The 24,411-nt window shown below is 68.2% G+C and carries 19 protein-coding genes; 9 read left to right on the plus strand and 10 right to left on the minus strand.

Going from position 1 to position 24,411, the window contains the following annotated elements:
- Positions 1-19: 19 nt before the first annotated feature.
- Positions 20-493: a DUF4383 domain-containing protein gene (locus AC6CHP_RS12720; protein WP_377089540.1), complete on the minus strand. Its 474-nt coding sequence runs from the start codon at positions 491-493 to the stop codon at positions 20-22.
- A gap of 182 nt (positions 494-675) precedes the next feature.
- On the opposite strand from AC6CHP_RS12720, the gene AC6CHP_RS12725 reads away from it, so the two are divergent.
- Genes AC6CHP_RS12725 through AC6CHP_RS12735 form a run of 3 tightly spaced genes read left to right on the plus strand, consistent with a single transcriptional unit; the run spans position 676 to position 8,126 of the window.
- Positions 676-2,196, plus strand: coding sequence for an FAD-dependent oxidoreductase (locus tag AC6CHP_RS12725; RefSeq protein WP_498230262.1), 1,521 nt, complete (start codon positions 676-678; stop codon positions 2,194-2,196).
- Between the two features lie 52 nt (positions 2,197-2,248).
- Positions 2,249-7,297 carry a DNA glycosylase AlkZ-like family protein gene (locus AC6CHP_RS12730; protein WP_498230264.1) on the plus strand — a complete coding sequence of 1,683 codons (5,049 nt, stop codon included), beginning with the start codon at positions 2,249-2,251 and terminating at the stop codon, positions 7,295-7,297.
- Positions 7,290-8,126, plus strand: coding sequence for an Fpg/Nei family DNA glycosylase (locus tag AC6CHP_RS12735; RefSeq protein WP_104188353.1), 837 nt, complete (start codon positions 7,290-7,292; stop codon positions 8,124-8,126). The genes AC6CHP_RS12730 and AC6CHP_RS12735 overlap by 8 nt, the downstream gene beginning before the upstream one ends.
- Before the next feature lie 16 nt (positions 8,127-8,142).
- On the opposite strand, the gene yczE is transcribed toward AC6CHP_RS12735, so the two are convergent.
- Positions 8,143-8,799, minus strand: coding sequence for a membrane protein YczE (gene yczE / locus AC6CHP_RS12740; RefSeq protein WP_498230266.1), 657 nt, complete (start codon positions 8,797-8,799; stop codon positions 8,143-8,145).
- A 58-nt stretch (positions 8,800-8,857) separates the two neighbouring features.
- On the opposite strand from yczE, the gene yczR reads away from it, so the two are divergent.
- A complete protein-coding gene (yczR, locus tag AC6CHP_RS12745; RefSeq protein ID WP_498230454.1) occupies positions 8,858-10,396 on the plus strand; it encodes a MocR-like transcription factor YczR in 1,539 nt (512 codons plus the stop codon).
- A gap of 41 nt (positions 10,397-10,437) precedes the next feature.
- On the opposite strand, the gene AC6CHP_RS12750 is transcribed toward yczR, so the two are convergent.
- Positions 10,438-11,055: an SRPBCC family protein gene (locus AC6CHP_RS12750; protein WP_498230268.1), complete on the minus strand. Its 618-nt coding sequence runs from the start codon at positions 11,053-11,055 to the stop codon at positions 10,438-10,440.
- 67 nt (positions 11,056-11,122) lie between these two features.
- Positions 11,123-11,752, minus strand: coding sequence for a helix-turn-helix domain-containing protein (locus AC6CHP_RS12755; RefSeq protein ID WP_498230270.1), 630 nt, complete (start codon positions 11,750-11,752; stop codon positions 11,123-11,125).
- A 180-nt stretch (positions 11,753-11,932) separates the two neighbouring features.
- Between AC6CHP_RS12755 and AC6CHP_RS12760 the strand changes: the two genes are divergently transcribed.
- Positions 11,933-12,916, plus strand: a complete 984-nt coding sequence (locus AC6CHP_RS12760; RefSeq protein ID WP_498230456.1) for an RluA family pseudouridine synthase — start codon at positions 11,933-11,935, stop codon at positions 12,914-12,916.
- 510 nt (positions 12,917-13,426) lie between these two features.
- On the plus strand, positions 13,427-14,053 hold the full coding sequence (locus AC6CHP_RS12765; protein WP_188731805.1) for a DedA family protein: 627 nt from the start codon (positions 13,427-13,429) through the stop codon (positions 14,051-14,053).
- A 21-nt stretch (positions 14,054-14,074) separates the two neighbouring features.
- Here AC6CHP_RS12765 and AC6CHP_RS12770 read toward each other — a convergent pair whose 3' ends face one another.
- The 4 genes from AC6CHP_RS12770 to AC6CHP_RS12785 all read right to left on the minus strand — a co-directional run bounded on the left by AC6CHP_RS12770 (position 14,075) and on the right by AC6CHP_RS12785 (position 18,707).
- A complete protein-coding gene (locus AC6CHP_RS12770) occupies positions 14,075-14,380 on the minus strand; it encodes a hypothetical protein (protein WP_066273735.1) in 306 nt (101 codons plus the stop codon).
- Between the two features lie 142 nt (positions 14,381-14,522).
- Complete coding sequence (ppc, locus tag AC6CHP_RS12775; RefSeq protein ID WP_498230273.1) at positions 14,523-17,354, minus strand: phosphoenolpyruvate carboxylase; 2,832 nt, start codon at positions 17,352-17,354, stop codon at positions 14,523-14,525.
- 112 nt (positions 17,355-17,466) lie between these two features.
- Entirely contained in the window at positions 17,467-18,012 is a 546-nt protein-coding gene (locus tag AC6CHP_RS12780; protein ID WP_498230275.1) for a hypothetical protein, read from the minus strand.
- 5 nt (positions 18,013-18,017) lie between these two features.
- On the minus strand, positions 18,018-18,707 hold the full coding sequence (locus AC6CHP_RS12785; RefSeq protein ID WP_498230277.1) for an NADPH-dependent F420 reductase: 690 nt from the start codon (positions 18,705-18,707) through the stop codon (positions 18,018-18,020).
- Between the two features lie 180 nt (positions 18,708-18,887).
- On the opposite strand from AC6CHP_RS12785, the gene AC6CHP_RS12790 reads away from it, so the two are divergent.
- Positions 18,888-19,709, plus strand: coding sequence for a DUF1684 domain-containing protein (locus tag AC6CHP_RS12790; RefSeq protein ID WP_427116238.1), 822 nt, complete (start codon positions 18,888-18,890; stop codon positions 19,707-19,709).
- Between the two features lie 14 nt (positions 19,710-19,723).
- Here the strand turns inward: AC6CHP_RS12790 and AC6CHP_RS12795 are convergent, their stop codons facing one another.
- Together AC6CHP_RS12795 and AC6CHP_RS12800 are read right to left on the minus strand one after the other, a co-directional pair.
- Positions 19,724-20,956, minus strand: a complete 1,233-nt coding sequence (locus AC6CHP_RS12795; RefSeq protein ID WP_498230279.1) for an acyl-CoA dehydrogenase family protein — start codon at positions 20,954-20,956, stop codon at positions 19,724-19,726.
- A complete protein-coding gene (locus AC6CHP_RS12800; protein ID WP_498230281.1) occupies positions 20,956-21,750 on the minus strand; it encodes an SDR family NAD(P)-dependent oxidoreductase in 795 nt (264 codons plus the stop codon). Before AC6CHP_RS12800 ends, AC6CHP_RS12795 begins: the two co-directional genes overlap by 1 nt.
- A 134-nt stretch (positions 21,751-21,884) precedes the next feature.
- On the opposite strand from AC6CHP_RS12800, the gene AC6CHP_RS12805 reads away from it, so the two are divergent.
- Together AC6CHP_RS12805 and AC6CHP_RS12810 are read left to right on the plus strand one after the other, a co-directional pair.
- Complete coding sequence (locus AC6CHP_RS12805; protein WP_498230283.1) at positions 21,885-23,189, plus strand: glycoside hydrolase family 76 protein; 1,305 nt, start codon at positions 21,885-21,887, stop codon at positions 23,187-23,189.
- A 161-nt stretch (positions 23,190-23,350) separates the two neighbouring features.
- Complete coding sequence (locus AC6CHP_RS12810) at positions 23,351-24,409, plus strand: iron ABC transporter substrate-binding protein (RefSeq protein ID WP_188731820.1); 1,059 nt, start codon at positions 23,351-23,353, stop codon at positions 24,407-24,409.
- Positions 24,410-24,411: the final 2 nt, after the last annotated feature.

Below are 24,411 nucleotides of genomic sequence, written 5' to 3' on the forward strand. Positions count from 1 at the left end.
TGGCCCGTTCGGGGCGTGGTTACCTGGTGGCCGTGGTGGTCCGGCCAGCGCGGGCAGTGCCGCGGGACAGGGCAACACCCAGCCCGACCATGGCGACACCAAGGACGAAGTGCAGCCAGTCATCCGCCGTGTTCACCGGCACGAAGTTTGCGGCGGTGTCCTTGCCGATCAGGAGGCCATAGATCCACAGGACCAGATAGACGGCGCCGCCTCCAATGAGGTAGTTCCGGGACTGGGCGGCGCTGCGCGCCATGGCGATGCCGGCCACGCCAAACAGCAGGTGGACGATGTTGTGCAGGATGGATACCTGGAAGATACCCAGCAGCAGCGCCTCGGACTCATGCCCGGCGAAGCCAAGGGTCTCGTAGTTGGTGGTGACGCCGGGGATGAAGCCCAGGACGCCCACAAGGAGGAAGACAGCTCCCACTGCAAGGGCTGCTTTTTGGATGGTGGTCCGGCCCACTGCGCGGCCGTCGGAACTCATGCTTGTCATGACTTCTCCTGCTGTTTGTCGTTATGTTCACTTCGTGGCTGCCGGGCTGCCACCTGACCATAGACTTAAACCCCGACATCGTAAGTATACTTAGCAAATACGCCATTTATGGGTGGGGTTCATAACGGACCCATCACAAACCGGTCCGTCAGGGCCTGGATAAAAAGGCAGGCTGAGCAGGCATGACGTCGATTTGGCTGGACCGCAGCGAACCGTTCACCTCTGATCCGTTCGAGCCGGGAGGCACCTACGACACCGTGGTGGCCGGCGCGGGGCTCACCGGTCTGGTCACCGCACTGCTGCTGGCACGCTCCGGGCAGAACGTGCTTGTCCTCGAAGCCAGGTACCCCGGCGCCGTGACCACCGGAAACACCACCGCCAAGGTGACCCTGCTGCAAGGGACGTTCCTGGCACAGCTCGCCCGCCAGTATTCCGAGAAGCAGGTGCAGGCGTACGTGGATGCCAACCGCGAGGGCCAGGCCTGGCTCCTGCGGTACCTCGACGAACATGGCGTGCCGTACCAGCGCAGGGACGCCTACACCTACGCAGCCTCCGCGCAGGGGACGGAAAAGCTCCGCGAAGAGGTCAGCGCCGGCACCACCGCCGGGCTGGACCTGGAATACGTGCGCGACGCCGGCCTGCCGTTTCCCGTCCACGGCGCCGTCCGTCTGGCGGACCAGGCGCAGATCCACCCGGTGAAGGTGCTGGAGACGCTGGTGTCCGACATCCGGGGCCGGGGAGGATCGGTGGTGGGCGGCGTGCGGCTGCAGGACGTCACCGGCAGCGGACCCGCCACGGTGCACACCGACCACGGCACCGTCACCGCCAACGAGGTGGTGCTCGCCACCGGCATTCCCGTGCTGGACCGCGGGCTGTACTTCGCCAAACTGAAGCCCAGCCGATCCTACGCGGCAGCCCTGCAGCTGCAGGAGGACCAGGCTCCGCCTCCGGGCATGTACCTCTCCGTGGAGCAGCCCACCCATTCACTGAGGGACTACGACGCGGACGGCCGCCGCCTGCTCCTGGTGGGCGGGCACGGACACCACGTGGGCCGGGCCAGGTCCGAGAAACACCATCTTGGCAGCCTCCTTGACTGGGCCGGCCAGCACTACCCCGGCGCCGTTGCCACCCACACATGGTCCGCGCAGGACTACATGCCCACCAACCTCATGCCCTTCTTTGGCAGGTTCCCGCGCGGCAAAGGCCACATCCACTTTGGCGCCGGCTACAGCAAGTGGGGCATGACCAACGCGGTGGCGGCCGCCGTCGGCATCTCCGCCGACATCCTGGGCGGGAACGTGCCCTGGGCGGACACCATCCACCGCAGGGTCACCTCGCCCTCGGGAGCCCTCTCCGCCGTCGCCCTCAACGCCGGTGTGGCAGGCAAGCTTGCCTCCGGCTGGGGGCAATTGGCCGCGGAGGGCCTGCGGAAGGACAAGAAGGCGCCGGCCCCCGCGCCTGTGGTTCCGGCCGAAGGCGAGGGCAAGGTGTACAGCCAAGGACCCAAACCGGTGGCCGTCTCCACCGTGGACGGCACCACCTGCAGGCTGTCCGCCGTCTGCACGCACCTGGGCGGAATCCTGCACTGGAATGACAGCGAGCTGACGTGGGACTGCCCGCTGCACGGCTCCCGGTTCAGCAGCGACGGGAAACTCCTGGAGGGGCCGGCCACCAAGGACCTCCCGGCCGCGGGCAAGGCGTGAGCCCGGGCAGGCGGCAGGCATCAGTGTCGGTGCCTTGGGGCATGATGGAGGCATGATCGAGGAAGAGGTCCCCACCAGCGGAAAGGGCACCGGCGCCAGCACCATGGCCCAGTTCAGCAGGCCCACGCGCGACTGGTTCCTCGGTGCCTTCTCAGAGCCGACGCCCGCGCAGGAGGGCGCCTGGCGTGCCATATCCTCGGGTTCGCACGCCCTGGTAGTGGCCCCAACCGGGTCCGGAAAAACCCTCGCCGCCTTCCTCTGGGCGCTGGACCGGCTGCTGGCCTCCGCCGCGGAAGCACCGGAGGCCACAGACGCTGCCGGCGCGGCCACCTCGAAGGGCAAGCGTTCCCGCGCGCCGAAGCGCAAAACGCGGGTCCTCTACATCTCACCCCTGAAGGCCCTGGGTGTGGACGTGGAACGGAACCTCCGCTCACCGCTGATCGGCATCACCCAGACCGCCAAGCGTCTTGGGCTGCCGGCCCCGCTGACCACCGTGGGCGTGCGCTCCGGCGACACCACCACTGCTGACCGCCGTGCCCTGCTGAGCAACCCGCCGGACATCCTCATCACCACCCCGGAATCCCTGTTCCTGATGCTCACGTCCAAGGCGCGGGAAACGCTGACCGAAGTGGACACCATCATCATCGATGAGGTCCACGCCGTGGCCGGGACCAAACGCGGCGCCCATCTGGCCGTCTCCCTCGAGCGGCTGGATGCGCTGCTGCCCAAAGCGGCCCAGCGCATCGGACTGTCCGCAACCGTGGAACCCAAGGAGCTCGTGGCGCAGTTCCTCGCGGGCACAGCGCCGGTGGAGATTGTTGCCCCTCCTGCCAAGAAGAACTGGGACCTCACCGTCTCCGTCCCGGTGGAGGACATGTCCGACCTCCAGGGCGCGGCGGGGGCTTTCGACTCCGGCCCCGCCTCCGGGCTCCAGCCGCAGGCATCGATCTGGCCGCACGTGGAAGAGAAAATCGTGGACCTGGTGCTGGCCAACCAGTCCACCATCGTGTTCGCCAACTCCCGCCGCCTCTCGGAGCGTCTCACGGCCAGGCTCAACGAGATTTACGCGGAGCGGCAGCTGGTGGCGGCCGGCGGCGGCTGGGATGACCCGGCCCAGCAGGCAGCGGCGCCCGGCGTTCCCGCCTCCACCGCCACGCCGGCGCACATGATGGCGCAGGCCGGAAGCTCTGCGGGGGCAGATCCGGTGCTGGCCCGCGCGCACCACGGTTCCGTTTCGAAGGACCAGCGGGCACTCATCGAGGACGACCTGAAATCAGGCCGGCTGCGGTGCGTGGTGGCAACGTCCTCCCTGGAGCTCGGCATCGACATGGGCGCCGTGGACCTGGTAGTGCAGGTGGAATCGCCGCCGTCCGTGGCCAGCGGCCTGCAGCGGGTGGGCCGGGCAGGGCACCAGGTGGGTGAAGTCTCGCAGGGCGTCCTCTTCCCGAAGCACCGGGCGGACCTCGTGCACACCGCCATCACGGTGGAGCGGATGCTCGGCGGGAAGATCGAGCGCCTCAGCATCCCCGCCAACCCGCTGGATATCCTGGCCCAGCAGACCGTTGCCGCCACCGCGTTGGGCAGCATCGACGTCGAGGAATGGTTTGCCACCGTGCGGCGCTCGGCGCCCTTCGCGTCACTCCCCCGCTCAGCGTTCGAAGCCACCCTGGACCTGCTGGCCGGACGCTACCCGTCCGACGAATTCGCCGAACTCCGCCCACGGATCATCTGGGACCGCAACGCGGGCACCATCGAGGGCCGGCCGGGCGCGCAGCGCCTGGCGGTAACCTCCGGCGGGACCATTCCCGACCGCGGGCTTTTCGGTGTGTACCTCATCGGCACGGAGGTTGAAGGATCGGCCTCCCCCTCCACGGACGGCAAACCGGCGCCCGCTCCCAAGGGTGGCCGGCGGGTAGGCGAGCTGGATGAGGAAATGGTGTACGAGTCCCGGGTGGGGGACGTCTTTGCGCTCGGTGCCACCAGCTGGAAGATCGAGGACATCACGCATGACCGCGTGCTGGTCTCGCCCGCCTTCGGCCAGCCGGGCAAACTGCCTTTCTGGAAGGGCGATTCGCTGGGCCGGCCCGTGGACCTGGGCCGTGCCCTGGGTGCGTTCGTCCGCGAACTCTCGGCGTCCGACGCCGGCCCTGCCACCGAGCGGTGCAAAGCCAGCGGCCTGGACGAGTTCGCCGCGAACAACCTGATCCAGTACCTCACCGAGCAGAAGCTGGCCACCGACGTCGTTCCCAGTGACACCACGCTGGTGGTGGAGCGGTTCCACGATGAACTGGGCGACTGGCGAGTCATCCTGCACAGCCCGTTCGGCATGCCGGTGCATGCTCCCTGGGCCCTGGCCGTCGGGCAGCGCCTCCACCAGAGATACGGCCTGGACGGCTCGGCGATGGCTGCCGACGACGGGATTGTGCTCCGCGTGCCCATGATGGAGGACGAACCGCCGGGGGCGGAGCTGTTCCTCTTCGATCCCGAGGAGCTGGAGCAGATCGTCACTGCCGAGGTGGGCGGCAGTGCGCTCTTCGCATCGAGGTTCCGGGAGTGTTCCGCGCGGGCACTGCTGCTGCCCCGGCAGACGCCGGGCAAGCGGCAGCCGCTGTGGCAGCAGCGGCAGCGGTCCGCCCAGCTTCTCGACGTCGCCCGGAAATACCCAACCTTTCCCATCGTGCTGGAAACCGTCCGCGAATGCCTGCAGGACGTCTACGATCTCCCGGCGTTGAAGGACATCGCGGCGTCCGTTGAGCGGCGCGAACTGAGGATCGTCCAGACCACCACGTCCCAGCCGTCCCCGTTCGCCAAGTCCCTCCTGTTCGGGTACGTGGCGCAGTTCCTGTACGAGGGCGACTCTCCTCTCGCGGAGCGCCGTGCCGCCGCGCTTGCCCTTGATTCCACGCTCCTGAACGAGCTGCTGGGGCGCGTTGAGCTGCGCGAACTGCTGGATGCCAAGGTCATTGGAGCCACCGAGCGCGAGCTCCAGCGGCTGGCGCCGGACAGACGGGTGCGGGGCATGGAAGGAGTGGCGGACCTGCTGCGGCTGCTTGGCCCCCTGGCGCCCGAGGAGGTGGCCGCGCGCCTGGAACCGGCCGCACTCGATCAGCCCGCCGGCATCACCGCCGTTGGCGCTGAGGACTCCGTTGGCTCAGAGGACACCGGTCACGTTGAAACCCCGGTGGACGCCGGGCACGCCCAGCCGGCGGAGGCCACCACCCACCTCGTGGCCCTGCAGCGCGCCAACCGTGCCATCAAGGTGAACATCGGCGGCGTGGAACGCTTTGCGGCTGTGGAGGATGCCGCGCGGCTGCGGGACGCCATAGGCGTTCCGCTGCCCATGGGGGTCCCGCTCGCGTTTATCGAACCCGTAGCGGATCCCCTCAGCGACCTTGTTTCGCGGTATGCGCGCACGCACGGACCCTTCACCGCGGCCGAGGCAGCAGCACGGCTTGGCCTGGGCGTGGCAGTGGTCAGCACTGCCCTGAAACGCCTGGCAGCAGACGGTCGCGTGGTGGAGGGCGAGTTCCGGCCGCATGCAGGGCCAGCGGAAACCGCCCCAAACCCTGGTGGCGCAGCCGGAGAAGGCACCGAACCGGAGGAAAGCCAGCCTGCAAGTGGACCACCCGCGCCCAACCTTTCCCCGCACACGGTGGTCAGCGAATGGTGCGACGCCGAGGTCCTGCGCAAGCTCCGCCGTCGTTCGCTGGCAGCCCTCCGCGCGGAAGTGGAACCGGTGGACGCTGCCGCCTACGGGCGCTTCCTGCCCGCCTGGCAGCATGTCAGGACACCCGGCGGGGGGCGCGGCCAGCCGTCGCTGCGGGGGCTGGACGGCATCATCACCGCCGTCGACCAGCTTTCCGGGGTGCCCATTCCGGCCTCGGCCTGGGAACCGCTGGTCCTTGCCGGCAGGGTCTCCAACTACCAGCCCGCCATGCTGGATGAACTGATGGCCGCCGGGGAAGTCCTGTGGTCAGGCGCCGGAGCCCTGCCGGGAAACGACGGCTGGATCAGCCTCCACCTTGCCGACTCCGCCGAACTGACGCTGAACCCTGCCATCGAATACGAACCCGGTGATGCGCAGCAGCGCCTCCTCGAGCACCTTCGCAACAACGGCGGCGGCTACTTCTTCCGGCAACTGACGGACGTCGCCGGCGGCATGGATGCCGTCCTCAGCGACCAGGAGGTGGTGACGGCACTCTGGGACCTCGCATGGGCGGGCCGGATCACCGGGGATACTTTCGCCCCCGTCCGCGCGCTGATCGCCGGTGGCCACACCGCGCACCGGCAGGTGGCCCGCGCACCCCGCGCCAGGGCACCCCGGCTCAGCAGGCTGGGCCGTTCCCACGGGAGCGGGCTCATGGGATCTCCGGGCCTGGCGGGCGGCAGGTACGGTGCGTCGGCCGGAGGTGCGTCAACTCCCCCGATGGCCGCCGGCCGCTGGTCTGCCCTGCCGCAGCCGGAACTGGACGCCACCATCCACGCCCGGGCCACGGCTGAACTCCTGCTGGACCGCTACGGCGTGGTCACCAGGGGGTCCGTGATGGCGGAACAGATCCTGGGCGGCTTCGGCCTCATGTACAAGGTCCTCGCGAGGCTGGAGGAAGCCGGACGCTGCCGGCGGGGCTACTTCATTGAGCATTTGGGGGCGGCCCAGTTCGCCGTTCCGGCCACTGTTGACCGGCTGCGTTCCTACTCGGAGGACACCCAGCTCGCCAGGCCCGAACCGGTCGCCCTGGCGCTGGCGGCGACGGACCCTGCCAACCCGTACGGAGCGGCCCTCCCCTGGCCGGCACTCCAGGACGACGCCGGCACTGGGCACCGTCCCGGGCGGAAGGCAGGTGCCCTGGTGGTGCTGGTGGACGGGGCGTTGGTCCTTTATGTGGAACGGGGCGGCAAGACCCTTCTGGCTTTCAGCGGCGACGAAGCCGTCCTCTCGGCCGCCGGCGCGGCGCTGGTGGGCGTGGTGACCCGGGGAGCCGTGGACAAACTGATCATGGAGAAGGTGAACGGGCACGGCATCCTGGATACCCCTGTCGCTGCCGCGCTGAGCTCGGCCGGCGCCTACTCCACCCCGAAAGGACTGAGGATCCGTGCCTGAGGGCGATTCCGTCTGGCGGGCAGCCAACCAGCTGCACCAGGCCCTGGCAGGACAAAAACTCCTTGCCTCCGATTTCCGCGTGCCCCGCTTTGCAACCCTCAACCTCGCCGGCTGGACCGTGGCTGAGGTGGTGCCCCGCGGCAAGCACCTGCTGATGCGCGTGGTGGGGCCGGACGACAAAAAACTCACCATCCATTCGCACCTGAAAATGGAGGGAACCTGGCAGGTGTACCCGCCCGGCGGAAGGTGGCGGAAACCCGGCTACACCGCCCGGTGCGTGCTGCGCACCGCAGCAGCGGATGCCGTCGGATTTTCCTTAGGGGTTGTTGAGGTCGTTGCCACCGCCAGCGAGGACTCCATCGTGGGTTTCCTGGGTCCGGACCTGCTGGGGCCGGACTGGGACCTGGACGAGGCGGAGCGGCGCGTCCGTTCCGCTCCGGACGTCCCTATCGGCGTGGCGCTGCTGGACCAGCGCAACCTGGCCGGGATCGGCAACATCTACCGCTGCGAAACATGCTTCCTGTCCGGCGTGCACCCCGCCTCCCCGGTCTCGGCGGTCCAGGATGTGCGGACCATGATGACGGACGCCAAGCAGCTCCTGGAGGTCAACCTGGGCCCGGGCCGCCGCGTCACCATCCTCAACGCCCGCGGCATGCCGGTCGGCCGGATGGCGGGGCGGCCCGGCTACTGGGTCTACCGCCGGGAACACCAGCCCTGTCTGAAGTGCGGGACCCCCATCCGGCGCGGCGTGCTGGGCAAACTGAACGGCGACGAGGAACGGGACATCTACTTCTGTCCCCAGTGCCAGCCGCTGCCGGCCCAGGGTTAGGCCACCGTTTGATGCCTCAGCTGTTGCTGGCCAGGGACGCCGGAGCAGGAGTTCCAGGGTTGCGGCCTCCCGGTGAAGCGATGTCTGTGCGGCGTGGCGCCGGCACCATGAACAGCGGGAGCAGCAGCTGGACCAGGGGTCCGATGGCCAGGGCGTAGACAACAGTGCCCACGCCCACCGAGCCGCCCAGGAACCACCCGACAGCCAGGACCACAACCTCGATCAGCGTGCGGGACCACCTGACGGACCAGCCGGTGCGCCTGGCCAGGCCCGTCATCAGACCGTCGCGGGCGCCGGGACCAAACCGGGCACCGATGTAACAGGCTGAAGCGATGCCGTTCAGCAGCACCGCGCCGCCGAGCATGCAGATCTGCCCGCCCAGATGGGTCACGGCCGGAATCAAGGCGAGGCCAATGTCCGCGAACACGCCAACCAGGATGGCGTTGCACAATGTTCCGAAACCGGGCCACTGGCGCAGCGGAATCCACAGCAGAAGCACCAGGAAACTCACGATAATGACCACCACGCCGATACTGAGCCCTGTCCTGCCGGCCACGCCCTGGTGGAAGACGTCCCAAGGGTCCAGGCCCAGTCCTGCGCGGATGAACATGGCCAGCGAGACGCCGTACATGGCAAGGCCGGTAAAGAGCTGGAGGAGTCTGCGGGTTAACATAAAGACGACTCTGGCAGAAAACTGGCCTTGAATTACATAGCCAGTTTGAGATACTGGCCTGATGTCATCCCTCACCGCCTCCGGCCTCTCCCGCCTTCTGGGCGAGTGGAACGCCGGCGCAACGCCCGGCTACCGCGAGCTGGCCGACGTCGTACGCCTGCTGGTGCTCGACGGCCGGGTGGCCCTGGACACTGCGCTGCCCAGCGAGCGCGCCCTGTCCGAAGCCCTGGGCGTCAGCCGGACCATGGTGACTGCCGCCTATGGGCTGCTCCGCGAGCAGGGCTTCCTGACCGGCGGCCAGGGCAGCAGGAGCCGGACGCGGATCCCGCGCCTCACCCCGGCAGGCACCACGCTCTTCACGGGACCGGCGCGGAACGATCCGGCACTGACCGCCCCCGGGCTCGCCGCTCCGGAAGGACTGATCGACCTCGCGTACGCCTCGCTTCCTGCCAGCGGCGAGGTGGTGCACCGTGCGTTCGCCGCCGCCCTCTCCGAGCTGCCTGCCCTGCTCCCCGGCTTCGGCTACGACGCCTTGGGCCTGCTCCCACTCCGCGAGGCAGTGGCGGCGCGGTACACGGCAGCCGGGGCGCCCACTACCGCCAGCCAGATCATGGTGACATCGGGGGCGCAGCACGCCCTGAACATCATCCTCCGCGCCCTGGCCGGCAGGCAGGACCGCATTCTGGTGGAACACCCCAGCTACCCCAACGCCCTCGACGCCATCAGGGCTGCCGGCTGCAGGCCGGTCCCGGTGGCATTCTCCGCCGGTCCCGGGACAGGCACCCGCGGTGCCGGTGCGGACGGCGCCCGTGCCGAGGCTGCACAGGCGTGGGACATGGCCACGCTGCAGGCCGTCTTGCAACAGCAGCGGCCTCGGCTGGCCTACGTGGTGCCCGACTTCCACAATCCGACAGGCCAGCTGATGCCCGACCTCCAGCGCCGCCACCTGGTCCGGGCAGCTGCTGCCGCCGGAACGGTCCTGGTGGTGGACGAGACGCTGCGCGAGCTTAACCTCGACGGCGTTGTGACCGCACCGGTCGCGGCGTTCAGTCCGGCAGTGGTGACCATCGGCTCGCTCAGCAAGTCCCATTGGGGCGGGCTGCGCACCGGCTGGATCAGGGCCTCGGAGGACCTGGTCCAACGGTTTGCCGCGGCCCGGACCTCACTTGATCTCGGCGGCCCCCTCATGGAACAGCTGGCCGCAGCGCACCTGGTCCGGGCCCTTGACGAGCCGCTGCCGGCACGGATTGCCGCCCTCCAGGACAGCCGCGCCGCCCTCCTGGAGCTCCTTGCCGGACACCTGCCGGAGTGGGAGACGGCCTACCCCTCCGGCGGACTGTCCGCATGGTGCCGGCTGCCCGCTCCCATCAGCACTGCCCTGACCGTCATCGCCCCCGACTTCGGGATCCGGCTGGCGGCCGGCCCGCGCTTCGGGATAGGCGGCGCCTTCGAGCGCTACCTCCGGGTGCCCTTTACCCTGCCGCCGGACAAGCTTGAAGCCGCGGTCCTGGCCCTGCGTTCAGCGCAGGACCGGCTCGAGGCCGCCCCGCAGCTCCGCCGGACCCTGAAAAGCGCCCCTGCCGTGGCCATTGCGTGACCGGCGGGAACCCATGCCCCCGGTCACCGTGCCCCGGACTCCTACGCGTAGGCCTTTTCCAGGAAGCCGCCCCAGGCCTTGGCCGTGGCATCCGGGTCCCCGGTGCCGCTGAAATCGTGCACGGTCATCCCCACCGGAGCGCCCCAGGCGTTGCGGCCAAAGAAGCGATACATGGCGTCGGATGTGCGCAGGCCCAGGAAGTGCTCGTTGGAGAAGTCCACTTCCCCCGAAAGCCGGCCCACGCCGTCGAGCTCTAAATCCACCCGGGAACCCTGCCCGGCGGAGTCCACGCCCAGCGCCCTGCGGAGCCGCGCAAAGCCATCCGGAGCCTGGGACGCTGCCGGCGCCTGGATGTCCGTGAACACCACGGGCTGCCCGTCGAAGTACTTCAGGTACTGGCCCAGGGTGTGGAGGTAGAACTCGGTGTGGCGGCTGGCGCCGTCGTACTGCTCGTCCCAGTTGTCCGCGAAGATGCCGCTGTGGACATAGTGCAAGCGGGCGCGGCCGCCGTCGAGCGGTTCCAGCACATGCTCGAGCTGGTTGAACCAGCCGTCTGGGCCCTCTATACGGGAGACCAGGTGGGTGGGATATTCCTGGACGGTCTTGACGTCCGGCCACCCGTCCGTGGGGAACATCCACGCGGGCGTTCCGGTGGTCACAGCCTCCCAAACCCGCTCCGGCGTGCCCGGAAGTTCGGTGTCGTAGACGATTTCGAAGTTGCGGTTGTCAGTCGTTGTCCTGCTCCTTGCCTGAAGGGGTGTCTATAGGGTCTTTCGCCGACTTGGGAGCGGGGTGCAGCGCCACCACCAGCCGGTGCCGGCGCCCGCGGGGGGCGTCGCCGTCGTGGTATTTGTCCACCAGCCGGGTGACCGCCACGCCGAGCTCTTCGGCGAATGCTGCGCGGTCGGCCGCGGTCCGGAACGTGACTTCACCGTCCACAGCGAACGTGGCCAGTTTCTGGCGGGCAGCGGCCGCACCGGCGATCAGCTTTCCCATCTCCTGGACCATGCGGCCCGCAAGCGCCAGCAGCCAGAATGCCGAAAAATGGCTGGAAAACCGGCCCGGGTCCGGGGACACCGAGGCCAGTGCCTGGGGTGAGATCAGGTAGGACGACGCGGTGGCCTGGAGGATGCGTTCGGTCATGTTGCCCTTGCGCCGCTCCTCCACCAGCTCCACCAGGCCGTGCTTTTCCAGGGCCTTGAGGTGGTAGTTGACCTTCTGCCGCGGCAGGCCCACCCGCACCGCGAGCTGGGTTGCCGAGGCCGGCTGCACCAGTTCGCGAAGGATCCGGGTACGGATCGGATCCAGCGACGCCTCGGCCGCGGCGGGATCCTCGATGACGGCTATCTCCAACATGCTTCAAGTATCGCTACCGACAATTTTTATTGTCAAGAACTTTTTTGTGGTCGGTGCCGGGTACGCCGGAACGGTGCACGTTCGCCGGAAGCTTCCGGCGACCCCGCATGGTTCCGGCGAATTCGGCGACCGGGGGCAGCCGCAAGGGGCGGCAGCACCCGCCGGTAGAATGGTCCGGTGATGCAATCCCCCCTTCCCGTGCGCGACGGCGTCAACGCCACCCGGCTGCGCCTCCCCGGAGAGGGCCCCTGGGACACGGCCATGGACTACATGATGCACCGCTGGGGACACATCGACCCCCAGGGCATCGAGGACAGGTTCGACGCCGGCGAGATCGTTGGCGAGGGCGGGGTGCCACTGGACCGCGCCACTCCCCTGCAGGACCACACGTTCATCTGGTACTACCGCAGCCTCCCGCCCGAGACGCGGATTCCGGTGGAGATCTCCATCCTCCACCAGGACGAGCACCTGCTGGTGGTGGACAAGCCGCACTTCCTGCCCACCACCCCCGGCGGCACCTACATCCAGGAGTCGGCGCTGGTCCGGCTGCGCAACCAGCTGGAGCTGCCGGACCTGATCCCCATGCACCGGCTGGACCGCATGACGGCCGGGGTCCTGCTGTTCTCCACCAATCCCCGGACCCGCGGCAGGTACCAGGTCCTCTTCGAGAAGCGGCAGGTCCAGAAGGACTACGAGTGCGTGTCCGCCGCCGACCCCGCGGAGGGCTATCCCGCCGTCGACTTCCCGGTGGTGGTCCGCAACCGGATGACCAAGTCGCGCAGCTACCTGCTTGCCGAAGTCATCGACGGCGAACCGAACGCGGAAACGCGGATCGAGCGGCTGGAAACGTTCGACGGCGGCGCTGCGCCAGGTGCGGACGGCACCTCTGCCGCGGCACCGGACAGTCCCCGGCGGCTGGCCCGGTACCGGCTCGAGCCGCATACCGGAAAGACGCACCAGCTGCGGGTGCACATGGCGTCGCTGGGGCTGGGCATCGTCAACGACGCCTTCTACCCGGACCTGCTGGACAAGGCTCCGGACGACTACACCCGGCCCCTCCAGCTCCTGGCCCGCGGCATCCGGTTCGTGGATCCCATGAGCGGCAAACCCGTGGAGTACCGCAGCGGGCTGGACCTCAGCGAGGCACGCCCGGGCCAGGCCTGATCCGCCGTCGCCCTCGGGATGGCCGGTGCGGACAGGACTATCCTGGGGGGTACCTGGGGCAAGGCAAGGAACCATCATGGACGCGTTGGCCTGGATCCCGGCCGACCGCATCGCCGCCAGGGCCGCCTACGCCGCCGCGGGCCTTGGCGGAGTGGGGGTAGCCACCCTCGACGCCATGTATGCAGTGGAAGTACCCCGCAACGGGCCCTACGTCTTCGGCACCATCAATGACGCAACAGGTGCCCTGTTCAACCTGGCGGCCATCCCCGTGATCCTGCAGGTGCACCGGGGGCTACCCGCGGACGCGGGCCTCGGAGGCCAGCAAATGGGCGGAGCAGCTTCCCCGCTGGGTCCGCTACGGCATCGGCGGAGCAGGAGTCGCGGCCGGAGCAGCCGCCTGGGTCGCCTGGCCCTACTGGTACTTCCGGGCGGGGCAGCACCTCAGCCGATCACCGAACTCGGAACCGTAAGGGCAGGGCCGGCCGGCCGAATCTGCGGTACGTTGTGGCCATGGACTTCGGCAACGCTGAGAGCTGGGGGTCGGCGATCTATTTCTGGATCATCCCCGTGGTCCTCGGCGACGCCATTTTTCCACTGATCCCCTCCGAGATGGTGGTGATCACCGGCGGCGCCCTGTCCGCGGACGGCCGGACCAACGTGTTTTTGGTGGGGTTCCTCTCCGCCCTGGCGTCCTGGGTCGGCGACATGGTGGTTTTCCAGCTCTTCCGGCGCCGGTTGAGCCACGTGCTGGACCGCTGGGCGTGGGGCCGCCGGATTCACCGCGGGATCCATGACGCCATCGCCCGGGCCGGCCGCTCCTCCACGTACGGAACCATCATCGGCGCCAGGTTCATCCCGGGCGGCCGCCTTGCCACCTCTGCCGCGGCAGGCATCGCCAATGTCGCCGTCCGGGGCTTCAGCCTGTGCGCAGGGATAGGGGCGGTGCTCTGGGCCTGCTGGCTGGTGGGCCTTGGCTACTTCACCGGCTCGGCCACAGGGCTTCCGTTCTGGGCCAGCTCCCTCATCGGCGTGGTGCTCGGCCTGGTGGTGGGGGCCGCCGTCGGCGTTATTGCCACGCGCCGGCGCGGAAATCCGTCCCCCGTGGAGGAACCCGGCCCACTGGCTCCCGAAGCCTGAAGCGCCGAATTACACCGGCCGCTAAACCGGCGTCCAGCGTCCGCGGCTGCGGCGCAGCACCGTCAGGGATCCGGTCAGGGCCACGCGTTCGACGGCGTCACGCATCATGGCTGCCGAATCCCGCGCCTGCCGGTTCTCGCCGCTGTATTCTGTGGCGTCAACGAGGAAGCGCAGGTTCAGCTGCGGCACTCCCCCGGCAAGCTGCAGCTGGTGCGCCTCCACATGGTGCCGGGTCCCCAGGGCTTCCACCGCGGTGTCCATGACGGCCTCGGGCGGGTTGCCCGGCCGCAGCCCGGTGATTTTCAGTCGGGTCTGGAAGGAAGGCATGCCCTCCAGCCTATCCCGGCCGCTTCCCTGTCCCCCAAGCCCCTTCAACGCTCTCTCACTTTCTGCAGGGAAACCGCCAACGCTCTCTCACCGGTGATAGAGCGTTGGGGAAAAACCGGCATTAGGTGAGAGAGCGTCGGGGCTAGCCGGTGTTGCGGAGGCCTGCCGCCACACCGTTGACGGTGATGAGCATGGCGCGCTGCAGCCGTTCGTCGATCTCCGCGCCGGTGATGCCGTCTGCTTTTTCAGCGGCTTCGGCAGCTTCAGCCCGGACACGGCGCAGCAGCTCCACCTGGAGGTAGCTGATGGGATCCAGGTACTGGTCCCGTATTTCCAACGAGCGCTTCAGCGTGGGCTGGGCGTCCAGGAGCAGGTTCTCACCCGTGAGGTTCTGCACCTCGGCCACGGTGAGCTCGTATTCCTCGCGGATGGCCCGGAAGATGTGGTGGAGCTCTTCGGGGACCAGGGTGGAGACGTAGTAGCCGGCGATGTCCAGGTCAGTCTTGGCCAGGGTCATTTCCACGTTGGAGAGCACCGACCGGAAGAAGTTCCAGTTCTCCCACATCTCCACCAGCTGCGCGGTGTTGCCTGCCTCGCGGGCGGCCTTGAGGCCGGAGCCAACGCCGAACCAGCCGGGCACGATCTGGCGTGACTGCGTCCAGCCGAACACCCACGGGATGGCGCGCAGCCCGCCGAGTCCCGCGCCGGAGTCCGGGCGCTTGGACGGGCGGGAGCCGATGTTCAGGGAGCCCAGCTGCTCCACCGGAGTGGAGGCCATGAAGTAGGCGGGCAGGTCCGGATGGTCGATCAGCTTGCGGTACCGGTCGAAAGCGGCGTCGGAGATGGTCTCCATGACGTGCCCGTACCGTTCCCGCTGGTCCGCCGAGGTGCGCGGATCGCGGTGCAGGGCCGAGCCCTGCAGCACGGCGGCGAGCGACAGTTCCAGGTTTTCGCGGGCGAGTTCAGGCAGCGAGTACTTGTCCGAGATGACCTCGCCCTGCTCGGTGAACTTGATTTCGCCTTCCAGGACGCCGTTGGGCTGGGCCAGGATGGCGTCGTAGGTGGGTCCGCCGCCGCGGCCCACGGAACCGCCGCGGCCGTGGAACAGGCGCACGCGCACGCCGTGCTTGGCGGCGATGTCGCGCAGCTTGCGCTGGGTCTTGTGGATCTCCCACTGGCTGGTCATCACGCCGGATTCCTTGTTGGAGTCCGAGTAGCCCAGCATGACCTCCTGCACGTCGCCGCGGAGGCGCACGAGTTCCCGGTAGGACGGATCGGACAGCAGCTGGTCCACGATTTCGGCCGAGGCCCGCAGCTCCTCCACGGTCTCCAGCAGCGGCGCGAAGCCGATCTTGGCGTAGGGCTTCTCCCCGAAAAGGTTCACCAGGCCGGCCTCACGGGCCAGGACGGCGGCGGCAAGCACGTCGTCGGCGCCGCGGGTCATGGAGATGATGTAGGTCTCGATGACGTCAGGGCCGTAGGCGCGCAGCGCGCGCCGGATCTCACGGAAGACGTCGTACGTGCCGTCGGCGGCGCCGTCGAGCTTGATGGGGTGTCCGGACAGCGGCCGGCGGGAGGCGAGCTCGGAGCCGAGCACCTCGAGCCGCTGCCCGCGGCTGAGTTCCGCGTACCGCACGCCCGGCCCGCCCAGCCGGTCCATCAGCTGGCCGACGGCGTCATGGTGGTGGTCCGCGTGTTCGCGGATGTCCAGGGTGGCCAGGTGGAGTCCAAAGGAGGCAATGGCGCGGCGGACCCGGGCGAGCGCGCCGTCCGCAGCCAGCGACGCCGAGTGGTTCCGGAGCGAGAGTTCCACGAGTTCAAGGTCCGCTAGGAGTTCGCCGGTTCCGCTGTAGTCGCGGCCGTGCTCGTGGTTGGAGTTTGCGGCCACCCGCTTGCCCGTGTTGATCAGCTTGGCTTTGACGCAGGTGAGCTTCAGCCGGTAGGGCTCCTGGGCATTGAGCTCCAGGACGCGCTTGTCCAGGCCGGGCAGTTTCTTCAGGTCCGCCTCGATGGAGTCCAGCAGCTCCTGGTCCGCGCCGGCGAGCGCGGTGGAATTGGACAGGATGGAGATCAGTTCATCGATCATGCCGATGCTGATCCGGACCGCATGCTGGTTCTGGATCTGCAGGATCTCCCGGGTGACTGCCGCGGTGACGTTGGGGTTGCCGTCGCGGTCGCCGCCGATCCAGGAGCCGAAGCGGATGGGCGCTTCCTGCGAGGCAAGGGTCACGCCGTGCTCGCCGAGCAGTTCCGAGAGTTCGGTGAGCATCTCCGGCATGGCATCCGTCAGGATGCTGCTGAGGTAATAGATGGCGTTGCGGGCCTCGTCCACCGGCGTGGGCCGGACCTGGCGGAGTTCGTCGGTCTGCCACATCTGGTCGATGATCTCGGCCAGCTGCCGGTCCTGGCGGCGCCGGGCGGTGGTGCCCTCGGCGCTGGGCTGGGCCAGGACGTCGGAGAGCTTGCGAATCTTGTCCAGCACCGAACGGCGCGAGGCTTCGGTGGGGTGCGCGGTGAAAATGGGGCGGACGTCCAGCCCGTTGACCACTTCCTGCAGCACACCGGAGCCCGCCTGCTCTGCGATGTCCGCTACGGTCTTGGCCAGCCAGCCGTCTTTTTCAGCGCGGGTCCGCAGGCCGCGCACCCGGTGGACCTGTTCCGCCGCGTTGGCGAGGTGGAAGTAGAAAGCGAAGGCACGGACCAGGTCGGTGGCCTGCTCGATGGGCAGTGAGCCCAGGAGTTCGCGGACTTGGGCGACGACGTCGTGTGCGCTCCACGGGCCGGTGGCATCGGCGCCGCCCCGGGCGGCTTCCTTGGACTCCTTGGTGAGGAGGCGGACCTGCTCCACCAGGTCAAGGAGTTCGGGACCGTGCTGGCGGACGAGCGATTCACCCAGCAGGGTGGACACGCGGCGGACGTCTGCCCTCAGTTCGGAGGCAAGATCGGTTTCGGGATTCGTTGCAGTGTGAGCCATGGAAACTATCTTTCGAGGGTTCGGACTTGGCTCGTACACTGCGCTGGATACTGTGAGCCACGTAACTAGCTAAAGATGCTACCCGCAGTGCGGCGCCGTGGGTGAATCCGTCTCAGATAATGTCGCGCACGGGGTAACCTACATGGCGTTTGACGTGGTCCAGCTCTTTCCGGAGTTGTTCAACTTCAGCCCGGTACGCGGTCAATTCCGCGGTGCGGCGCCGGGCAGCCCTGGCATCGGCCGCCAGGGCCACCAGTGCCAGCGGCACGGAAAGCGCCAGGGCCCAGCCCGCGGCAGCAAAGAACTCCAATGCCACCGGCAGGGCGGAGCGGAAGTCCACGAACTCGTTGACGCCGTCGGCCACGCCGCCCAGCATCCCTTCCAGCGGTTCCAGGAACTGCCCCACCATGGGTGCATCGGAAAGCGGGGGCGGGCTCAGCCGGGACTGCCGGTCACCGCCCCAGCGGCCGTCCCCCAGGTGGTTCAGGACGTAGATCCCGGCGCCCGCGCTGGCGGCCATGAACACCAGTACTGCGGCCAAACCTGCAAGGTGGGGCCGCCGCGGGCGCCACAGGAGGACCGCCAGGCCGGCTGCGGCGGCGGCGATCCAGGTCAGGGCCCTCAGCCACTCGGTGCTTACTCCAGCAAGTATGTCCACGGCACCTATTCAACCGCGCGGACCACCTTGATGTTGAAATTGGGTGTGCCCAGGGCGGAGTAGAGGCGCAGCCAGAGCGGCAGCAGCATCTCGGCGCCGCGGGCCGTGGTGATGTCGCCCAGGTCGATCACATCGCGGTGGCCCAGCTCCTCCAGCAAACCCTTGACCACCGCCTTTGCGTCCGCATCATCCCCTGACAGGAAGACGGAATGGTCCCCGTCCGCAAGCCGGCGCGGGTCCACCATCAGTCCGGCGTTCATCGTGTTGAGGGTCTTCACAACCCGCGCGCCGGGGAAGGCCCGCTGGATCCGCTCGGCGAGGCTGTCCGTGTTCACCGGGTTCAGCACCGGCGGCATGCCCTGGGAGAAATCCAGGGGGTTGGAAACGTCCATCAGCACTTTGCCGGCGAGCCGTGCTGCCCCGGCCGACCCCAGCGCCTCCAGCGCTCCCGCGCCGTTCGTGGCATTAACCACCAGCTCAGCGGCCTCGGCAGCCTCCGCGAACGTCGTCAGCGGGATGTGACGGTTCGCGGCATGCCATTCGCTGAACGCAGGCGCACCCATCCTGTCCGGCCCGGTCCTGGCGGACGTGGCGCCTGGATCCCGGGTTCCGATGTCCGCGTCATGCCCCAGCGCGCTGAACGCACCCGCGAGGGTCCGTCCCACCATTCCTGTGCCAAGCACCGCAATCTTCATGGCCTCCCCCTCTGGAAAGCAGACAGCTTGAAAGTGGTGTGAAAAGCAGGTGCGGGGCCGTGAAGCAACCGGTCCTGCTGGTTCCGAGGGTACTCCCCGGCCCGGACACGGCAAGCGCCGGAATGAACAACGGCGCGGAGCGGTTGTAGCCGGGGCAAACCGAAACGCTTGAAAGGAACCATGGGCACCTTCCCGGCCGCCAAGGTGGAACGCTGGCAGCGCTTCCGCGACAACCGCAACAAGGCCCTCGCCGCCCGCCACGGCTGGCTCACCCTCACCTCGTTCCAGTGGTTGGAGGACTCTCCTGCCGCCGTCGAACTGGCACCCGGCCTCTGGTCAACGGATGGTACGACGGCGTCACTCACCGCGGCGCCCGCGGATGGGCTGTCCCTGGTTGAGTCAGGGGACGCTGTGGCCGGGACCATCACGGCGGCCCTTGCCGATGAGGAGTCCCTGATGTGGGTGCAGTTCGGCGGCCCCGGCGGGGACCAGGTGGTGGTGGAACTGGCCAGGCGGGCCGGGCGCTACGCCATCCGGACCCGGGACGCGGGCTCGCCGGTTCTCACGGAATTCACCGGCGTCCCCACCTACGGATACAAACCGGAGTGGGAGGTGGCGGGCCGATTCGAGCCGTACCCCGAGCCCGTGGATGTTCCCATCGCCACTGCCAACCCCCTGGTGGACGGCGTCCACCGGACCGTGGGTGAGGTGGTGTTCCGTGTTCCCGGCAGCGGGCACGAGTTCCGGCTGCAGGCGGAAGAGGAAAAGCTCGGGGCGCTGACCGTCACGTTCCATGACGAAACCAACGGGGAATCCACGGATGACTGGCGGAAGCTCGCCGTGCCCCGCCCTCGGCCGGACCATTCCGTGGTCCTGGACTTCAACCGCGCCATCAACTATCCCAGCGCGTTCACCCCCTACGGCACGTGCCCCATGCCCGTGAAGAACAACTCGCTGGACGTGCGCGTGGAGGCGGGCGAGAAGCTGCCCGCCTCCGATTGAGCTGATTGGCTGGGTCAGGTGATGGCTGACATTCCGGTAACAGCGCGGCCCGCGATCAAGGTGTTGATCTCGAATGACCCTTCGTACGTGTAGATGGCTTCGGCGTCGGAGAAGATCTTCGCCATCCGGTAGTCGGTGACAATGCCGTTGCCACCCAGGATGGACCGGCCCAGGGCCACCGTCTCCCGCATCCGTGCGCTCACGTACGACTTCGCGAGTGCCACCTGCGGCATGTCCGCGGCGCCTGCGTCCTGCAGCCGGGCAAGCCCGGCCATCATCCCCATACCGGCCACGGCGTTGCCCAGCATGGTCACCAGCTGCTGCTGGATGAGCTGGAACTGGGCCAGCGGCCGGCCGAACTGATGCCGCTCCACGGCGTACTGCCGGGCGACGTCAAAGGCGGCAAGCTGCTGGCCCACGGCCTGCCACGCCACCATGATTCGTGAACCCCGCAGCAGCTCCCTGGTGTCGGCGAAACTGCTGATATTCGCGAACCGGTTTGCCTCGGGCACGTGGACATCCGCCAGGACAATGTCCGCATTCTGCACCGTCCGCAGTGCGATCTTGTTGTCGATCCGGGTCCGGCTGACGCCCGGCAGGGTGGCGTCCACGATAAAACCGCGCACGGACCCGTCAGCCTCGTCGCGGGCCCACACCAGCATGTAGTCGCAGAACGTCCCGTTGCCGATCCAGCGCTTTGCCCCGTTCAGCACCCAGGCGTCGCCGCCGTCGTCCGGCTCTCCGGTGGCCGACGAGATCCGCCGCGCCCGCGTCTCCATCCCGCCGGCAACGTCCGAACCGTGGTTCGGTTCGGTGAGGGCAAAGGCACCGGTGATGCGCAGGCTGGAGGCGTCGGCCAGCAGCCGCCGCTTCTGGTCCTCACTGCCGAAGTCGTGGAGCGACTGGACGAACAGGTCGTGGTGGACCATAAAAAACGTGGCGATCGACGTATCCACGCGCGTCATCTCGGCGATGACCAGGCCGGCGAACAGATGGCTGTAGCCGCGCTCAGCGGGAGTGCTCAGTTCCAGGGCAGCCAGTTTGGGCAGGATGTGCGCCGGGAACTCGGCCTTGTTCCACCAGTCCCCCGCATAGGGGGCGATCTCCGCCGCGAGGAACTCCCGAAGCTCGGCAAGTTTGTCCCGTTCCGTCCGGTCCAGCAGGGATTCAAAATCAAAGAAGTCCGCTGAGGGCAGGTCCGGCATGCTGTCCCGCGGTGTTTCGGTCCCCGCCCTGTCAGCCCCCATCATTTCGGTCCCATCCGGATGGCCCCGTCAAGGCGGATGGTCTCTCCGTTCAGCATGGCGTTCTCCACGATGTGCGCCACGAGGGCCGCGTACTCGCCGGGTTTGCCGCGCCGGGAGGGATGCGGCACCTGCGCTCCCAGGGAATCCTGGGCTTCCTGCGGCAGCCCGGCCATCATGGGCGTCTCAAAGATGCCGGGCGCGATGGTGACCACGCGCACCAGCGAGCGCGCCAGCTCCCGGGCAATCGGCAGGGTCATGGCTGCCACGGCGCCCTTGGACGCCGCGTAGGCGGGCTGGCCGATCTGCCCCTCAAAGGCGGCAACGGAGGCGGTGTTGACAATCACGCCGCGCTCCGGGCCGCCCAGTTCCGTAACGGCCGGCTGCGTGGCCACCATCGCCGCCGCTGCCAGCCGCAGGACGTTGAAGGTGCCCACCAGGTTCACCTGGATGACGCGGTTGAACGCCTCGAGCGGAAGCACACCATCCCTGCCCAGGACCTTCCCGGGGGTGGCGATCCCGGCGCAGTTCACCACAATGCGCAGCGGCCCCAGGCTGGCGGCGGTGTCGACGGCGGCCTGCACCTGGGCTTCGTTCGTCACGTCTGCGGGGGAAAAGACGGCGGTCCGCCCTTGAGTCCGGGACGCATTGAGCTCTTCTGCCAGGGCGGCGCCGCCGGAGGACGGGAGGTCGACCAGCACCACGGAAGCGCCGTCGCGGAACAGCCGCCGGGCAGTAGCCGCCCCCAAGCCGGAGGCTCCCCCGGTCACCAGTGCAATAGCGCCTTTGACGTCCATACATCCTCCTTGATGCGGGCCCGCAGCGGCTGGCGGCCGCCCGGTGTTAGTTAGTGAATGTTAACTGAAATACCGGTAACCCGCACCAGCGGCCGGCCGGTACCGGCCGGGGAACGCGCGTTAGGGTGGAAAGCATGACCCGCCTGGACCCCGCCCCCGCCCGCCAGGACCCGTTCCGCTGGGACGCTAGAGCCAACCGGGCTGCACAGTCCGTAACCGCGCTCTTCGGGCGGAGGCTGTTCTTCCTGCCGGGCACCCACCTGGGGGCCGTGAAATGGCCTTCCCCCGCATGGCACAAGGACCCCAAGGGAACGGTGGCAGGCCCCTGGCATTACTGGTGGCAGGCACATTATGTTGACTGCCTGGTTGATGCGGGACGGCGGGAACTGGCCAACGGCGCCACGCCGGCCGCCAGGTTCAACGGCCCCGGACACCCCAGTGCCGGTCGCCTGGCTTCCCGGCTGGTTACGGGAATCCGCCTGCGCAACGCCTTCACCTTCGTCAACAGCTATTACGACGACATGGCCTGGCTGGCGCTCGCCACCCACCGGCTCGACACCCTCGCCGGGGAGGCGCGCAGGCGCGGCCGCCGGCGCAACGCCCGCGTCCGCAGGTCCCTTACCCTCCAGTTCGAGGCCGCCTGCACAGGTGACCTGAACGGCGGCGCCTTCTGGAGCAAGAAACGGGATTTCAAGAACACCCCGGCCTCGGCGCCCATAGCGCTCCACTTCGCCCGGACCGGCCACCCGCAGAAAGCCCGGGCGCTGCTGGACTGGCTGGACGCCACCCTTTTCGACCCGGACCAGGGCCTGTACTTGGACGGCGCACGACTTGGCCCGGCCGGGGAAGTGCTGGTGGAACGCACGGTCTACACCTACAACCAGGGCCCCGTGCTGGGCGCCCTCCTGGAAATGGGCGGGGAGGCAGACCTTGCCCGGGCAGCAATGGTGGTGGACGCGGTGGACCGGCTGCTTACAGTCCCATCCCCCACCGGACAGCCACAGGCTCCTTCACCGGCGCATACGGCCGGCGGCGCGCCATCCACCGGTGCCGTGGCCAGCAGCCCCATGACCAGCAGCGGGGGCCGGGTGCTGCGCTGCGAGGGATCGGGCGACGGCGGCCTGTTCACCGGCATCCTGTGCCGCTACCTCGCCCTCGCCGCTGCCGACGGCCGGCTTCCCGCGCAGACCCGCACCACCGCCGCCCGGCTGGTGGCAGAAACGGCTGGGGCCTTCTGGTCCGGAAGGCGCACCGTGCAGGCAGGTGAGGCTGCGGACACGGGCCACGGCGCCATCGTTTTCTCCCAGCACGCCGCGCAACCGGCGGGCGAAACGTACCCGCCGGGGGCCGTCGTCGAACTTTCCACCCAGCTGCAGGCGTGGATGGTCCTGGAGGCCGCGGCAACCCTGCCCGGCAGCGCCGGCGACGCCGGTAATTAGGACACGCAATAGTTCTGTAATTGTTGTGACCCTCGTCACTTAAAGCGCTTTCTGGTTTGTTGCTTAGGTTTGCCTACCCTACAGTTCCAAGCGTGGGCATCCTTCCCCGACGCCCAACAGGACCCCGTCCGCCCGACGTTTCCCCAGAAAGCAGTCCCCCCATGAAGATCCGCAACAGCGCCCTGGCAGGCCTCGCACTCGCCGCCACCGCAGCACTTGGACTGACCGCCTGCGGCGGCAGCACCACCCCCGCAGCCACTGGCTCGTCCGACGCCTCCGCTGGTGCGGGCAACGGCGAAATCACCGTGTACAACGCACAGCACGAGAGCCTGACCAAGGAATGGATCGATGGCTTCACCGCCGAGACCGGCATCAAGGTGACCATGCGCCAGGGCTCGGACACCGAGCTCTCCAACCAGATCATCCAGGAAGGCGCAGCATCCCCGGCTGACGTGTTCCTGACGGAGAACTCCCCGGCCATGACCCAGGTGGAGAACGCCGACCTGTTTGCGGACGTGGACGAAGCCACCATCGCGCAGGTGCCTGAGGAGTTCCGCCCGTCCACCGGCAAGTGGACCGGCATCGCTGCCCGCTCCACCGTCCTGGTCTATGACAAGAACAAGCTGACCGAAGACCAGCTGCCCACGTCCATGCTGGACCTGGCCAACCCGGAGTGGAAGGGCAAGTGGGCCGCTTCCCCGTCCGGCGCCGACTTCCAGGCCATCGTCTCGGCACTCCTGGAGCTCAAGGGCGAGGCCGCCACGGAGGAATGGCTCAAGGGCATGAAGGAAAACTTCACGGCTTACAAGGGCAACAGCACAGCCATGAAGGCCGTCAACGCCGGCGAAGTTGATGCCGCGCTGATCTACCACTACTACTACTACGGCGATCAGGCCAAGACCGGCGAGAACTCCAACAACGTCACCCCGTACTACTTCAAGAACCAGGATCCGGGCGCGTTCGTGTCCGTATCCGGCGGCGGTGTGCTGAAGACCTCCAAGAACCAGGAAGCTGCCCAGGAGTTCCTGAAGTACGTCACCGGCAAAAAGGGCCAGGAAATCCTGAAGGACGGCACCTCCTTCGAGTACGCCATCGCCTCCGACGTTCCCGCGAACGAGAAGCTCGTTCCCATCGCAGAGCTGCAGGCTCCCACCGTGGATCCTGCCAAGCTGAACTCGGAGAAGGTCACCGAACTGATGACCTCGGCAGGACTCCTCTGATT

The organism is Pseudarthrobacter sp. GQ63 (assembly GCF_059758765.1).